Source organism: Bradyrhizobium lablabi, from assembly GCF_900141755.1.
GTDB classification, from domain to species: domain Bacteria; phylum Pseudomonadota; class Alphaproteobacteria; order Rhizobiales; family Xanthobacteraceae; genus Bradyrhizobium; species Bradyrhizobium lablabi_A.
The window spans coordinates 2,340,899-2,355,269 of record NZ_LT670844.1; the positions used below are offsets into that span (position 1 = coordinate 2,340,899).

Sequence of the window (14,371 nt, forward strand, 5' to 3'; positions counted from 1 at the left end):
ACCGCCCTCAAAGGGCGAAACAGGCGTCCAGCATGGGCATCGGACGCGGGCGTACGATCTGCGAATATGACGAAATCATGCAAATCTCCCCGGTTCGAGCGACAATGCGTTGCTTATAAATGCATCGCGGCTGATTTGCAATATCGGCGGCGCGCTCAGAACTGGAAGTACAGAAATTCGAGCCGTTGCCACATGCCGAACAGCGAGATCGCGAATGCGAATGCTGACACCAGCGCCCATGCCGCGTTCGGCCGCCATCGCAGCCAAATAGCCTTTTCCGGCGCGCGGCGGTATTCGCGATAACCGAACAGTTGCGGGACGTTCGGCAGGCAAAGCGCGATCAGAAGCGCCAGCGTCACCGCACCACCGCCGATCAGCAACAGCCGCTCCTCGCCGACCAGGACCGGCAAATCCATCAGCCGCAGGATGCCGGAGGAGGCGTAAGCGGAACTGCCGGCCTTAACTCCCACGAGGCCGCCCAGCATCTGCCATGCCCCCGCCATGGTCCGCGCGCGGAAGAACACCCAGGCGAAGATCACGGCAACGAACGTGATGAACCACGACAGTCCTTTTGCAACGAACCCCGTCGCAGCGGCGGGCTTATCGCCGCCACGCCAGGCGCGCCAAAGATGATTGATACTGAGATAGACCCCATGCAGCCCGCCCCAGACCAGAAAATTCCACCCCGCCCCGTGCCAGAGCCCACCGAGCAGCATCGTCACCATAAGATTGATGTAGCGGCGCTGCTCGCCGAGCCGGTTGCCGCCGATCGGAATGTAGAGATAGTCGCGCAGGAACCGCGACAGCGTGATGTGCCAGCGCCGCCAGAATTCGATGATCGAACTCGCCCGATAAGGCGAGCGAAAATTCACCGGCAGGCGGATGCCGAACAACAGCGCAAGTCCGACCGCCATGTCGGAATAGCCGGAGAAGTCGAAATAGATCTGCAAGGTGTAGGCTGATGTCGCAAGCCACGCCCATGATGTGGTGACGCTGCCGCCGGCATCGAGATGCGCGAATACCGGCGAGACGAACTGCGCGAGGTTGTCGGCGATCACGACTTTCTTGAATAATCCGGCAGCGAAGATCGCAAGGCCCCTCGCCGCCAGCACCGCGGAACGGGATGTGCGCCCGCGCTTGAACTGCGGGATCATCTCGGCGTGATGCACCAGGGGGCCCGCGATCAGATGCGGGAAGAACGACACGAATAACGTGTAGCTGACGATATCGCGCTCGACCTTGGCGCCGCGCATCACATCGACCAGATAGGCGATCTGCTGGAAGGTGAAGAAGGAGATGCCGAGCGGCAGCACGATGTTGAAGAACGGCAGCGGCGCGCCGGTCATTGTATTGATGCTGTCGAAGATGAAGTTGGTGTATTTGAAGTAACAGAGCAGCGCGAGATTGAGCGCGACGCCAAGGGTGCCGATGGCGCGGCGGCGCAGCGGGTCTTCCATCCGCAGGCCGAGCGAGAAATTCACCGCGATCGAGGCGAGCAGCAGCAAGAGATAGACCGGCTGCCACGCGGCGTAGAAGACGAGCGACGCCGCCGCCAGCACCATAATGCCGGCGCGCGGCGAATGGCGGCGCGCGGCGGCAAAGGCCAGCACGGTGCCGGGCAGGAACTGGAACAAGAAGGTGTAGGAGGAGAATAGCATCGCGGTGCGGCTAACGCTTCAGCCGCGACACGAGATAGCGCGTGTAGATCGGCACACCGGAGGCGTTGACGTGCATCTCGTCGGCGTAATTGGCCTGCTCCAGCCCGGGAACCGACTGGATATTGAGGACCTCGAAGCCGCAGCGGCGGCCGGCATCGGTGACCAGCGCGGCATATTGATCGTCCTTGTCGCGCCAACCCGGGTCATGTGCGCGGTCGTAGCGCGGCGCCCAGGGCGGCACCACGACCGTGAGCTTCTTGGTCAGCGCCACCATGTCGCAGAGCGCGCCGATCTCGAAGCGCGCCTTGGGACCGGACAGATCCCAATTGCCGTAATGGGCGTGCGAGCCGATATCGGCGGGCCAGCGGTCGTCGCCCTGCGTATAGTCGATGATCCTCAAGCCGAGCGAGGTGGGCGCCGCGCCGAGATCAGCGACATCTTGATCGGCAACGAGCCGCGCGTTGAAGGCTTCGCGGATGAAGCGGATCAGGGTGCCGATCCGCAGCGGCAGGAACGTAACCATCTGCTCGGCGACGCCGAGCCTTGCGGCGACGTCCTGCGGATAAACCGCGGCGGAGCGGACGCCCTCATTGAACAGGAATGGCGCGACGCTCATGACGACATGCGCCTTCTGGAACGACGCCGGCGCGCGGCGGATGGCGGCGAGAAGCGCCAATGGCTCGCCGGCGTCATAGGCGATGTTGACGGCAAAGCCCTTCGGCTTGCCGAGCAGTTGTGCGGCCAAGGCCGGATCGACCTGATAGACGGTACGGCTCTCGCCGGCGAAGATCAGTTCGGGACGCGACGAGAGCAGCGGCAGCTTTACGGCAAGCATGGCCGGCACGTCGTCATGGACGCGATCGGCGATCGCCAACAGTCCCGCCAGCGCCAATAGCCACACCACCGCCGTCAGCGCCAGCGCGGCGGCGATCCATCGCGCGGAGGCCGCCTGCACACGCTTCAGCGATCCGCTGTCGGAAATAGAAAGGCTGCGCATCATGGCGCCGTTCAAGCATGAACGGCTGCGCCAGACAATATTGCTAATGCGCCGGCTCGGTCGCGGCCACGGCCGGCTTCTTCAGCAGCATGACCAACAGGCTGAGGCCGAAATAGAACAGCGTCAGCATGAAAAAGGCGTCGCCATATCCCATCACCACCGCCTGGCGGTGCACGATCTGGGACAATTGCTTCATCGCCATCAGCGCGGAATCGCCCATGCCCTGCAGGCGCTGGGTGAACATCGAGAGCGTCTCGGTCGCCGTCGCATTGCCCCAGGTGACGCGCTCCTGCAGCCGCGTGATATGCAAATCGGTGCGCTCGTTGAGTACCTGGTTGATGATGGCGAGCCCGACCGCGCCGCCGAGATTGCGCGTCAGGTTGAACAATCCCGAGGCGTTCTTCACACGGTCCGGCGGCAGCGTCCCGAGCGCGATATTGTTGGTCGGCACCATCGCGAACATCATGCCGATGCCGCGCAGGATCTGCGGCAGCAACAGCTCGTAGAAATCATAGTCGCGGGTGATCCACGTCATCTGCCAGGAGCCGAGCCCGAAAATAATCAGGCCGGCGGCGATGATGTAGCGCATGTCGACCTTGAGCATCAGCCGTCCGACCAGCGGCGCGGTCAGGAACATGGTGACGCCGGAGACGAACATGGTCTCGCCGATCATCAGCGCGCTATAGCCGCGCACCTCGGCGAGATAGCGCGGATACATGTAGGTCAACCCGTAAAGGCCGATGCCGACGCCGAACGAGATCAGGCAGCCGATGCCGAAATTGCGGTCGGTGAAGGCGCGGATGTCGACAATGGGCTCCTCCGCCGTCAGGACGCGGTAGAAGAAGGCGATCGCCGAGACCGCGCAGACCGCGGCGCAGATCGCCACGGAAGTATCCTGCAGCCATTCATATTGCGGGCCTTCCTCGAGCACATATTCGAGCGCGCCCAAAAACCCCGCCATCGCGATCAGGCCGAACCAGTCGAAGCGATCGAGCAGTTCGAAATTCGGCTGGTCGAAATCGACCAGCGCCAGCACGCCGATGGTGATGCCGATGCCGGGGACGACGTTGATGAAGAACAGCCAGTGCCACGACATCAGGTCGGTGATGATGCCGCCGACGGTCGGGCCAATGGTCGGCGCCAGCGTCGCGACCAGGCCGATGATGGGGCCGACGATGTAGAATTTCGAGCGCGGAAACACCGTATAGGCCGAAGCGAACACCGTCGGGATCATGCCGGCACCCAAAAATCCCTGGATCGCACGCCACAGGATCATCTGTTCGATCGAGGAGGCGAACCCGCACAGGAAGCTCGCGATGGTGAAGCCGGAGGCGGAGATCGCGAACAACAACCGCGTGCCGAACGCGCGCGACAGGAACCCGGACAGTGGGATCGCGATCACTTCGGCGATCAGATACGAGGTCTGGACCCAAGATACTTCGGTGGAGCTTGCCGACAGGCCGGCCTGGATATCGGTGAGCGAGGCCGAGACGATCTGGATGTCCAGGATCGACATGAACATCCCGAACACCATGATCAGGAACGCGATCAGCCGCCGCGCCGGGATACGCTCGGACGACGGCGCCGCGGCGCGCATCATGGCGGGTGAGGCTGTGGTGGCGTCGGCCATAATCTGCTTCGGTTCGAGACGGGCTCAGGCACCGGGCCTCGTCGCCCGATGCGCAAAATCTATTGCGGATGGATCATGGTCGGTGCGTCGAGGTCGGCGTCACTGTCGGCATCGGCGGCGCCGTTGTGGGTGTCGACGGTGGCATAGACCGACATGCCCGCGCGCAACAGGTTTTGCCGCGCGACATCCTTCGGCACCTTCACGCGAACCGGCAGCCGCTGCACGATTTTTGTAAAGTTGCCGGTAGCGTTGTCCGGCGGCAGCAGCGTGAACACGGAGCCTGCCGCGGGCGAGATGCTGTCGACAAAACCTGCGAATTTGCGATGGCCGTAGGCGTCGACCGAGATCGTCACCGGCTGGCCCGGACGGATGCGCTTGAGCTGGGTTTCCTTGAAATTGGCGTCGATGAAGACGTCGTCGAGCGGCACCACATTGCCAAGCCGCTGCCCGACGACGACGAAGTCGCCGACATTGACCAGACGGTTGGAGAAGGTGCCGTCGACCGGCGCGCGCACATAGGTGAAGTCGAGGTCGCGCTGGGCCTTGGCGAGCGAGGTCTGCAGTTCCGCAAGCTGCGCGCGGGCCTCGGCCTGCTGGGCCTTTGTCACTTCGACATTGGTGAGCGCGGCGTCATAGGCGGCCTGCGCCGATTTGAGCGCGGCGACGCCCTGGTCGCGCGTGGCTTCGGACACTTCATAGGTCGCGTGCGAGGCAAAGCCCTTGGCGGACAGCGCCTGCTGACGGTCGAAATCGAGATCGGCCCGCTTCACGCCGGCTTGCGCCGAGACGACCTGGGCCTTGGACTGCTCGACCGCGCTTTCCAGCGCAGTGACCTGGCGGCCGATGCGGTCGATGGTGGCCTGCTGGGTCGCGATCTTGGTGCGCGCGGCGTCAACCGCGATGCGATAATCGCCGTCGTCGATCCGGAACATCACGTCGCCGGTCCGTACCAGCGTGTTGTCGCCGGGCAGGATCGCCGCGATATGGCCCGCCACCCGCGCGCCGAGCACGGTGTTGTTGGCGCGCACATAGGCATCGTCGGTCGACACATAAAAACGTCCGACCAGGACGTAATATCCGCCGTAGCTTGCCGCGGCGAGCGCGAGCAAGGTCAGGATGCCCATCAGGACAAATTTGCGTTTTCCGGATTTCGGCGCGACTGATGCCGCCGTCGCGGCAGGTGCAGCGGCCGGCTTTTCGATTGGTGGCTTGACCGGCGTCTCCGCTGGACGGCGTGCAACGGTTTCATCGGCAACATGCGAACGAAGCTGATCGGCGAGCGCGGCCGAATTGTCGCGCGCGGCTTCGCTCTCTGCCTTCTCTGGCTCGGTGCGAAGGATGCGCGCGGCCTGGTCTCTCGCTGCGGCCATCACGGCCTCCCCACTACAAATGCAGCGACGCACGCACGGGCAAGCAGTCGCCCGGCGACGTCGCATGTTGAAATTAGCATTGACCGAACGGTTCGGTCAAGATATATTCGTACGTACCTACCGACCATATAGAGGGTCATTTCGTTCCGAGGCGTTTTGAGGGCTCAAATCTTTCCCGAGAACCTAAACCAATGGTTGCAGCCGATCGTACACCTCTCCATCTCGTCGATGAAGACAGCGCCAAGCGCCGGCAAATCCTGGCCGGCGCCAGCAAGGTCTTCATGGATCTGGGCTTTGACGGCGCCAGCATGGGCGAGATCGCACGCGCCGCCGGCGTCTCCAAGGGAACGCTTTACGTCTATTTCGCCGACAAGAACCGGCTGTTCGAGGCCATCGTCGAGCAGGAAATGCTCGACCAGAAGAAGGTTAATTTCAATTTCGACCCCGAACGCGACGTCGCCACCACGCTGCGCGAATTCGGCCGGGCCTATATCCAGTTGCTGTGCCGGCCGGGCGGCGGATCGGCGATCCGCACCGTGATGTCGATCGCCGAGCGGATGCCCGATGTCGGCCGGCGCTATTACGAGCATGTGCTGGAAAACACCATCAACCGCCTGGCCTCCTATCTCGAGGCGCGCGCGAAGCGTAACGATGTTGCGATTCCCGAGTGCCAATTGGCGGCGTCGCAATTCATGAACATGTGCCAGGCATCGCTGTTTTTGCCGTTCATTTTCCAGGCCGCCCCGCCCCCTTCCCCCGAGCGCATCGCGCAAGTGGTCGAAAGCGCGACGCGGATGTTTTTGGCGGGGTACGGCAGGAAAGCGGGCTGAGCTTTGCTGGGACGTTACCTTTGGCCAGGTCGTCATACCCCGCGAAAGCGGGGTATCCAGTACGCCGCGGCTTATCCGTTCCATTGCTGGCATCTCTGGAATACTGGATCACCCGCTTTCGCGGGTGATGACAGCTGAAGTCAACGGCTGGATACAGCTTCACATTCCCGCGACACGAAGTGCCCGAGTTGTGCAAGAACTTTCCGCCCCAAGAGGGCGTGGGGAATGCCGGGCGCCGATGCACCCGCAGCCGCGCGTGTAGTGTAGTAAACACGCGCGTTAGTCACCACAGGTCCACCGGAACAACCCGGCATTCCCGCACGCAATGGTTTTAACGGCTTCCTTCGCGCTCTCCCCGGTGACCGGGCTCTTTTGCCACCGTCATCAGTGGAATCGCTTCCACCAACTTGACACCAGCGTCGGGGTGTCAGGACCACACGACTTCGCCGTCCGCTTAAGCGCTGTTCGTCGATAGCGCTGCTCGCGTCCACCGCATCCCGTTCCGCGTCCGTGACGACCGCGAAGCGCCCCTCTGTGGAACGAGACGGTGATGGATATACGAGTGATTTGGGTCAAGCGCGAAGCAGAATATTTTTGCAAGAGGGGCTGGACACAATTTACTGATTTGCCCGTCGGGCAAATCAAAACATCATTTGCCGAACGTGATTTCGCAAAACTTCAATGAAACTTCGCTCACCATCAAGCTCGTAGGATGGGAAAAGTTCTGATCGAAAAAGCCTAGCACGCAAGGCGCGGGTCGCGCTGTGGCGAGGGTCCGGCCGGCGCTGTGGGCGCGCCGGTTTCTCCGGCCGGGTCGGTGTTGGTGTAGGCCGCGACGGTGGGACTTGTCGAGATGGCCCAGGTTCGCGTCCGCTCCTTTTCCCTTTCGCCCGTTTTGACTTGTCAATCGAGTGTCCGATGACCCAAGTCGGTAAGCACGGGCTCCTCATTTTGCATCTCGACGAGGCCCATCTCGATCAAGGTCCGGAGATCGTCCGGACTGACCGGCATGAGTTTGGTTCGCTTGCCTTTGATGTCACGCAACGACCACCGGAGACGGATCGCCGTGGTTAGATCTAACCCCGCCAGTGGTGAGTCTGGCTGATCACTTGTCATCGTCTCATTTCTTCGCCTTCAGCCCACCGGAGCGAGCCGCAGCGATTGCGTGTGCTGCTTTCAGTCGTTCGCTGGGCAACGACTTCCGCTTGTCTTTCGGTAACGCTTGCGACTTGAGCGGAGCGCCCAGACCTCTTGGCCGTGCCCGCGCGGGGGATTTGTTCATCTGGTTCGATCCTCTTTCAAGACCGAAGCTTTAAGCCGCTAGCGCGGCGGCTTTAGATCGCCGGCCAGCCAGCCCAGGGCGTCGGTCTTCATTGGGTCCATAGGGAAGGAAACGGTCTCGAGACGATGACAGGTGCTGCACTCGAAGGTGCGTTGCTCGAAGCCCCGCTTGCCCGGCGAAATTCGAGCCAATCCCATCCTGTGTTTGCAGGCGGGACACATCGGCCGCTCCGCGGTGGAAGATGAAACACGCATCGCCCGTTGCCCTAACGTAATCATAGGTTTGGCGACAGAGTTTGGTCTGTTCGCTGGGCGACTCTGCGACAAGATTTTGTCATAACCCTTGGGGCGGCACGCAGGTAACAAGCCACCGCGGATGCGTCGAAGACCAAACGTGCAGAACACATTTTCAAGGATGCGGCCGAGGTCGAAGCGCTGATGACCGCAGAGGGATTTGAGCAGCTCCGCGTCAATACGATTACGCAGCAGATCACGTTCCCGTCGGCCCTCGACTATGTACGATTTCAACTGATTGCCACGCCGATGGCCAGCCTGCTTGGCGATCGAACCGACAGCGAACGCGAAACCGCCATCAGGGACATAGCGATCGAGGCCGAGGCGCTTCTCGACAAGGATATGTTGCGCGACGGTCGCCTGTCGTTTCCGCAACAGGCTTACGTCGCATCGGCCGTCCGTTGAAATCAGCCGGCCAGTCCGCCGTAACGCGCGGGGGACGGGTTACATGGGTTGAGAACCGCCAGAAAAGTATCGAGTGGATACACCAAAGCGTCTTGCGGGTGGTGTATGCGGTAATCTCTGTGATTGTAATACGATGGCCGCATCTGAAGCAGAATCAATAGCGGGGCGATAATGTTGACTATGCCTGCCAGGACGATCTTGATCAGTGCTCTGCTGTTTTCCGCCGCCTACGCCCAGCCGGCACCGTCGCCCCCAACGGCATCAGAACTGCCGCCGATATTCGTCCCGGAGCCGGCACTGATTCCGGTCCCCGCCAACGGTTGCGTCTGGGCCGGCCGATCTTTCAGCGAAGGGTCAGCCTTCTGCATCGCCGACAAAGTTTTGCAGGTTTGCACCCAAGGAAAGTGGGGACGCGAAGGCGCCACCGAAGGCTGCCGCGGCGCTCTCGCCGATTCAAAATGAAGTTGGGAGTGACAGACGGGCCGCCATTGTTGGCGGCCTCTTTCCGTAGCTGCCTAGCCCGTAGGCTGGGTTAGTGTCGTAGATGGGGTAACGTCGTAATGTTCTCGCCGTTTCCTCCCGGGATCACTCGCGCGAGGTGAGCTTTGCTTTGCGGACACGGTGCCACGCGGCGAAGGCTTCGATTACTTGGTTGAAGAATCGGGGCGGCAGGAAGCCATATTCATAGCGATCGCTGCGGCCGATTTTCCGAAGATCATAGCCCGGCCATTCGAACTCGTTGCCCTCGGCAACAACGATCCAGGAACGCGCGTCGTCAAGCCGGAGATGACGTTTGACCGTAGCCGGGATTTCAACCGCGGCCGCAGGATCGACCGGAGGAGCATGCATGATCGGCAGCACCACAACGATCGTCGTGTCATTCGCCGGGCGCTCGACCGCCAGCACAATCACGCTCGGGCGATCTTTGCGCCCTTCTTCTCGTCCCGCTTCATGTTCGTGGTGCCAAAGATAGGCATAGGAAATGACAAGGCCCGGTTCGGGCGTGGGTATCGGCACCCGCCCGCGCTATTTCTGTTCAAGCACGGAATCGAGATGCGCATGCCGCTCGTCCATGCGTGAGGAGCCGATCGCCTGAACCTTCTCGTCAGAAAGTTCGGCAGTCGCAAAGCTGCGACGACGCTGCTTGAAACGGCGGAATTCCTCGTACTCGTCCGGCGCAACGAAATAGCCGGTGATCGATCCGTGGCTCGATACCGCAACGGCCTCTCGCTGGGCGAGCATTCGATAGCGGCCGAAATTCCTGGTGAACTCCGAAGCCGGGATGGTGTCAGACATATCCAACTTACTCCTCTTTAGACCCGCAATATACGCAATTTACGTGAAAAGCGCAACTTGCGCTTTTCGAGAATTATCTTCAACCTTTTGACAGAACTCTGTTTTTTTCCTGCAGCGCTGGCCCACTGGCGGTCGGTCGAAGCTATTAGCCGTCTCTCGCGTCGCAGCCTGACATAGCGATGCGCAATCCGGGATGGCGATCTCAAGCGACGGCCCCGGATTTCGCTCCGCTGTATCCGCCGAGGCACTCATCTTCGTGATTTGACATTTCTCCTCATTTTGTCAAATTCGTCAAATGACGCCCCGCGACCGGATTCTTGATGCTGCGATGACCGTGTTCCGCCGGCATGGTTTTCGGCGGTCGTCGATCGAGCAGGCGGCCGAAGCCGCCGGGCTGACGCGGCAGGCGCTGTATCATCATTTCAAATCCAAGGAGGCGCTGTTCCGCGCTGTCCTCGAACGGCTGCACGTGAGCGCGCTGGCTGCGGGAAGCGCGGCGGCGAACGCAAAAGAGCAGGAAGGCGGCAGCCTCGCCGATATCCTGATCGCACAGATCATCGCGCGGTTCAGCCTTTTGATCGCTTCGCTCGACGGCTCGCCCCATATCGAGGAGCTGTTCTCCGAACACCTGGTGCACGCCGGCGACCTCTATCAGAAATATGCCGGCCGCTATGCCGAACAGGGTGTCGCAACGATCGAAAATATCCGCCGCAGGCAAAAGCTAGTGCTTGCCATCTCCTCGGCCGAGCTCGCGCGATGCGTCGAGATGGCCATCAACGGCAGCAAATCGATGCACCCGAAGATGCAGCCCGTCGACGCCTTCTTCGGAGATATTGAGACCATGCTGCGCACGCTGATCGCCGGCGCCATCGGCGCGTCGCCGAAGCCGCGCAGCGTAAAACCCAAGCTAGCGAAAAAATCCGCCCGCCCCAAACCTGGAGATCGCAAATGAGCACGATGATGATCAACGGCCGCTCCGCGACCTTGCCCGACGATCCCGATGCGCTTCTCATCGACGTCGTGCGCGGCGACCTCAACCTGACGGGAACAAAACTGGTCTGCGGGGCCGGCGTCTGCGGCGCTTGCACGGTGCTGGTCGACGGCGCGCCGGTCGTGAGCTGCCTGATGCCCGCGCGCGCGGCCGCAGGCAAAACCGTGACGACGGTCGAAGGCATCGGCGAGGCAAAACTGCATCCGGTGCAGAAGGCGTTCATGGCGCACGACGCGCTGCAATGCGGCTTCTGCACGCCGGGTTTTGTCGTCGAAGCTGCGGCGTTTTGCGACGCCTGGCGGGCGACCAAGGGAACGGCGATGCCGTCGCGGGAGGAAATTGGGGCCGCGCTGTCGGGCCATCTGTGCCGCTGCGGCGCCTATGACGGCATTTTTCGCGCGGTGGCGGAGGCGTGCGCCGGACGATTTGACGGCGACAACATCGCCTCCCCGCGCCTCGAGGCGCGCGACAAGGTGACGGGGGCGGCAAAATACACCGTCGACATCCATCATGACGGACAGCTCGAAGGCATGATCCTGCGCTCGCCGTTCGCCCATGCCCGCTTCACTGAGATCGACCTCGCGCCGGCGCGCGCGATGCCGGGCGTTAGCGCCGCGATTTCCCTGCTCGGCGACGACCGTATCGCGCGCTATGTCGGCGAACCCATCGCCGCCGTCGCCGCAAAAGATTCCAAGACCGCGCTCGCCGCTCTCGCCGCGATCAAGCACACGAGCGAAAATCTGCCCGCGGTGATTGGGCTGGACAACGCGCGCAAGAGCGATGCGCCAATCGTGTTCGAAAAATCGAGCCGCAAGAAAGCGGGCAACGTCTCGGAGGGCGGCGGCGCGCCGGCGCCCTGGAGGGGCAATGTGCGCGGGCCGTCAGGGGCGTTCTCGCACAAGGCCAAGAAGGCGCGAAGCTGGCTCGACGACGCGCGAAAGGCGCACGATCCGTTGCTGGTCGAGGGGATTTTTCGGACCGGCACGCAGCAGCATGCCTGCCTGGAGCCGCACGCCACCGTCGCCCGCTTCGATGGCGACCGCCTCACCGTGCACGTCTCGACGCAGGGCGTGTTCGAGCTGAAGGAAGCGATTGCAAAACGCTGCAAGCTCGACCACCACAAGGTCCATGTCATCGCCGATCACGTCGGCGGCGGGTTTGGCTCGAAGGGCAAGCTCGGCATGGACACGGTTGCGGCGATTGAGCTCGCGCGCGCGGCGAAGGCGCCGGTCAGGGTCGCCTATGACCGGCATGAAGAACTTTCCGTCACGGGCTACCGGCCGGCGGCGCAAGTCGAGATCGCGCTGTTACCATCAGAACAAGGCGACCTCAAAGCCGTCTCGTTCAAGGCCTATGCCGACACGGGCGCCGCCGTGAACTCGACGATCGCGGTGCTGGCGCGTTTGATTTACCCGGCGCAGGCCAAAGAACTCGTCGATTTCGATGTCATCAGCAATCTGCCGCCCGGCTCCGCGTTCCGCGCCCCCGGCGGACCGCCGATGGCATTCGCGCTGGAACAGGCGATCGATGAAGCAAGCTTGCGCATGAAGGTCGATCCGATTGCCTTGCGCAAGCGCTGGGATACCGATCCGAACCGGGCGCGGCTCTATGATTGGGCATCGAGCCTCGAGCTCTGGCGCGACCGGAAGACGCAGGCCGCGCAGACCGGGCGCTATCGCCGCGGCACAGGCGTCGCCGCCGGATACTGGCTTTATCTCTGGCAGCCCGGCTCGAAGGTCGAGCTCGCGGTCAAGGGCGGGCGGCTCGTTGCCAGCTCGGCCATACAGGATATCGGCAACGGCTGCCGCAGCGTGATCGCCAATACGGTCGCGCATGAATTTGGACTTGAGCCGCACGACATCGAGGTCCGGATCGGCGATTCCAGTCTGCCGGAAGGCCCGCCGTCGACCGGCAGCCGGACCACCGCCTCGGTGATCCCGCCGACCTTGCTTGCGGTGAACGCGCTGAAGGCCGCCATCTTACAAAGCTCGAAACGGCCGCCGACGCCCGGCTCCAACGCGCCATGGCGCGAATTGATCGCGGCGTCGCCTGATCTTGCGAGATCAGCGGTGCGGCCGGAAGACGCAAAACCGACGCTTCCGGGAATCCGTTCGCCCTTGAAGGAGGCGGGATTGATGGGGACGATCTTTGGCTGGATGATGCGCCGCATGTCCAACATCGCGATCGGCGCAGGTGTGCCGAGCTCGGTGCAGGTGATCGAGGTCGAGGTCGATACCTGGCTCGGTCATGTCCGCGTGCTGAATGTTGCGACCGGGATTGCGGTCGGAAAAATCGCGGCGCCCGCGCTAGCGCGGAGCCAGGCGACGGGCTCTGTCATTCAGGGCATCGGCTATGCGCTCTATGAAGCGCGCGAGGTCGATCCGCGCACCGGCGACATCCTCACCGGCGGAATGGAGGATTACCGCATTCCCGGCATCGCCGACACGCCGCCGATGGACGTGCATTTCGACGAAATAGGTTTTGACCACGTGCTCGGCGGCAGCGTCGGCATCGGCGAGGTCGCAACCGTGCCGACCTCGCCCGCGATCGCCAACGCCATCTGCAACGCGATCGGGATCAGGCTGACGGAGATTCCGATCCGGCCTGATCGTCTGGTTGCCGCATTAAAAGGGAGGGCGGCCGCATGAATTCCGCAACGATGACCGCTTTCACGCAAGCCGCCGAATTCCGCGCCGCCGGCACCGACCTTTCCGAACGCCGGCGCAGCGGCGTGTCGAAGGGACCGCTGATCGATATCGCGGCAACACCTGATGCCGTCGGGATCGCCTGGGGCGCCGACGGCGCGGCGCGGATCGGGGCGCTGATGACGATCGCTGCGATCGCGGCCGACGCCCGCATCGCGCAGGCCTATCCGGGTCTTGCGGCTTCCGCGCTTGGCCTCGCGACGCCGCAGGTCCGTCATCTCGCGACGCTTGGCGGCAATCTCGCGCAGCGCTCACGGTGCTGGTACTTTCGCAATCCGCATATCGATTGCCTGAAAAAGGGCGGCGTGGAGTGTCCGGCCCGGTCGGGCAATCATCTCTACGGCGTCGCCTTCGATCTTGGCCCCTGCGTGGCGGTGCATCCCTCGACCATGGCGGCGGCGCTGCTGGCCTATGAGGCGAAGATCGACACCAATAAAAGGCACGGGATTTCGGTTGGCGAATTGCTGGGCGACGGCTCGAGCGCCGCCGACCACACGCTGGCGCCGGGCGAAATGATCGCGAGCGTCGAACTGCCGGCGCCGGTCGCGGGCGAACGCGCGCTCTACAAGCGCGCCATCAGCCGGACGCATGCGGAATGGCCGCTGGTCGAAGTCTGCATCCGCGCCGTGGTCTCTGGCGGCACCTTCCAGTTCGTCCGCATCGCGGCCGGCGGCATCGCGCCGGTGCCGCTGCGGCTTTCGGCGGCGGAAGCGGCGCTGCAGGGCAGACCGGCGAAGGCGGCGACGATTGCGGAGGCTGCGAGGGCGGCGACGACGGGGGCAAAACCGTTGCCGATGACGGGGTACAAGCTCGATCTGCTGCAGGGCGTCGTGCAGGATTTGCTGGAGCGGGTCGTGGCATAACGGCCTCGTGGTTCGAGACGCGCGGCGTTGCCGCGCTCCTCACCATGAGGG

General features: G+C 62.8%; 11 protein-coding genes. 5 read left to right on the forward strand and 6 right to left on the reverse strand.

The window, feature by feature from the left end:
* Positions 1-155 precede the first annotated feature (155 nt).
* The 4 genes from B5526_RS10890 to B5526_RS10905 are packed head-to-tail and all read right to left on the reverse strand — an operon-like array spanning position 156 to position 5,655.
* Positions 156-1,658, reverse strand: a complete 1,503-nt coding sequence (locus B5526_RS10890; RefSeq protein ID WP_079538194.1) for an MBOAT family O-acyltransferase — start codon at positions 1,656-1,658, stop codon at positions 156-158.
* 10 nt (positions 1,659-1,668) lie between these two features.
* Positions 1,669-2,658 (reverse strand): hypothetical protein, encoded by a 990-nt coding sequence (locus tag B5526_RS10895; protein WP_154071253.1) that lies wholly within the window; start codon positions 2,656-2,658, stop codon positions 1,669-1,671.
* 40 nt (positions 2,659-2,698) lie between these two features.
* Entirely contained in the window at positions 2,699-4,285 is a 1,587-nt protein-coding gene (locus B5526_RS10900; RefSeq protein WP_079538196.1) for a DHA2 family efflux MFS transporter permease subunit, read from the reverse strand.
* Between the two features lie 59 nt (positions 4,286-4,344).
* The gene (locus B5526_RS10905; RefSeq protein WP_079538197.1) at positions 4,345-5,655 is read right to left on the reverse strand and encodes an HlyD family secretion protein; all 1,311 of its coding nucleotides are present in this window, start codon (positions 5,653-5,655) and stop codon (positions 4,345-4,347) included.
* Positions 5,656-5,846: 191 nt separating this feature from the next.
* Between B5526_RS10905 and B5526_RS10910 the strand changes: the two genes are divergently transcribed.
* Positions 5,847-6,485 (forward strand): TetR/AcrR family transcriptional regulator, encoded by a 639-nt coding sequence (locus B5526_RS10910; protein ID WP_079538198.1) that lies wholly within the window; start codon positions 5,847-5,849, stop codon positions 6,483-6,485.
* 1,719 nt (positions 6,486-8,204) lie between these two features.
* Positions 8,205-8,465: a hypothetical protein gene (locus B5526_RS10925; RefSeq protein ID WP_079538200.1), complete on the forward strand. Its 261-nt coding sequence runs from the start codon at positions 8,205-8,207 to the stop codon at positions 8,463-8,465.
* Between the two features lie 585 nt (positions 8,466-9,050).
* Here B5526_RS10925 and B5526_RS10935 read toward each other — a convergent pair.
* Both B5526_RS10935 and B5526_RS10940 read right to left on the reverse strand, forming a co-directional pair.
* Positions 9,051-9,482, reverse strand: coding sequence for a hypothetical protein (locus B5526_RS10935; RefSeq protein ID WP_079538202.1), 432 nt, complete (start codon positions 9,480-9,482; stop codon positions 9,051-9,053).
* 9 nt (positions 9,483-9,491) lie between these two features.
* Positions 9,492-9,761 carry a prevent-host-death protein gene (locus tag B5526_RS10940; RefSeq protein ID WP_079538203.1) on the reverse strand — a complete coding sequence of 90 codons (270 nt, stop codon included), beginning with the start codon at positions 9,759-9,761 and terminating at the stop codon, positions 9,492-9,494.
* Positions 9,762-10,056: 295 nt separating this feature from the next.
* Here B5526_RS10940 and B5526_RS10945 point away from each other — a divergent pair, with 295 nt between their 5' ends.
* From B5526_RS10945 to B5526_RS10955, 3 genes are read left to right on the forward strand one after another with little or no spacing between them, the layout of a single operon-like run.
* A complete protein-coding gene (locus B5526_RS10945) occupies positions 10,057-10,713 on the forward strand; it encodes a TetR/AcrR family transcriptional regulator (RefSeq protein WP_079538204.1) in 657 nt (218 codons plus the stop codon).
* Positions 10,710-13,400 carry a molybdopterin-dependent oxidoreductase gene (locus B5526_RS10950; protein WP_079538205.1) on the forward strand — a complete coding sequence of 897 codons (2,691 nt, stop codon included), beginning with the start codon at positions 10,710-10,712 and terminating at the stop codon, positions 13,398-13,400. The genes B5526_RS10945 and B5526_RS10950 overlap by 4 nt, the downstream gene beginning before the upstream one ends.
* Positions 13,397-14,320 carry an FAD binding domain-containing protein gene (locus B5526_RS10955; RefSeq protein ID WP_079538206.1) on the forward strand — a complete coding sequence of 308 codons (924 nt, stop codon included), beginning with the start codon at positions 13,397-13,399 and terminating at the stop codon, positions 14,318-14,320. The genes B5526_RS10950 and B5526_RS10955 overlap by 4 nt, the downstream gene beginning before the upstream one ends.
* Positions 14,321-14,371 lie beyond the last annotated feature (51 nt).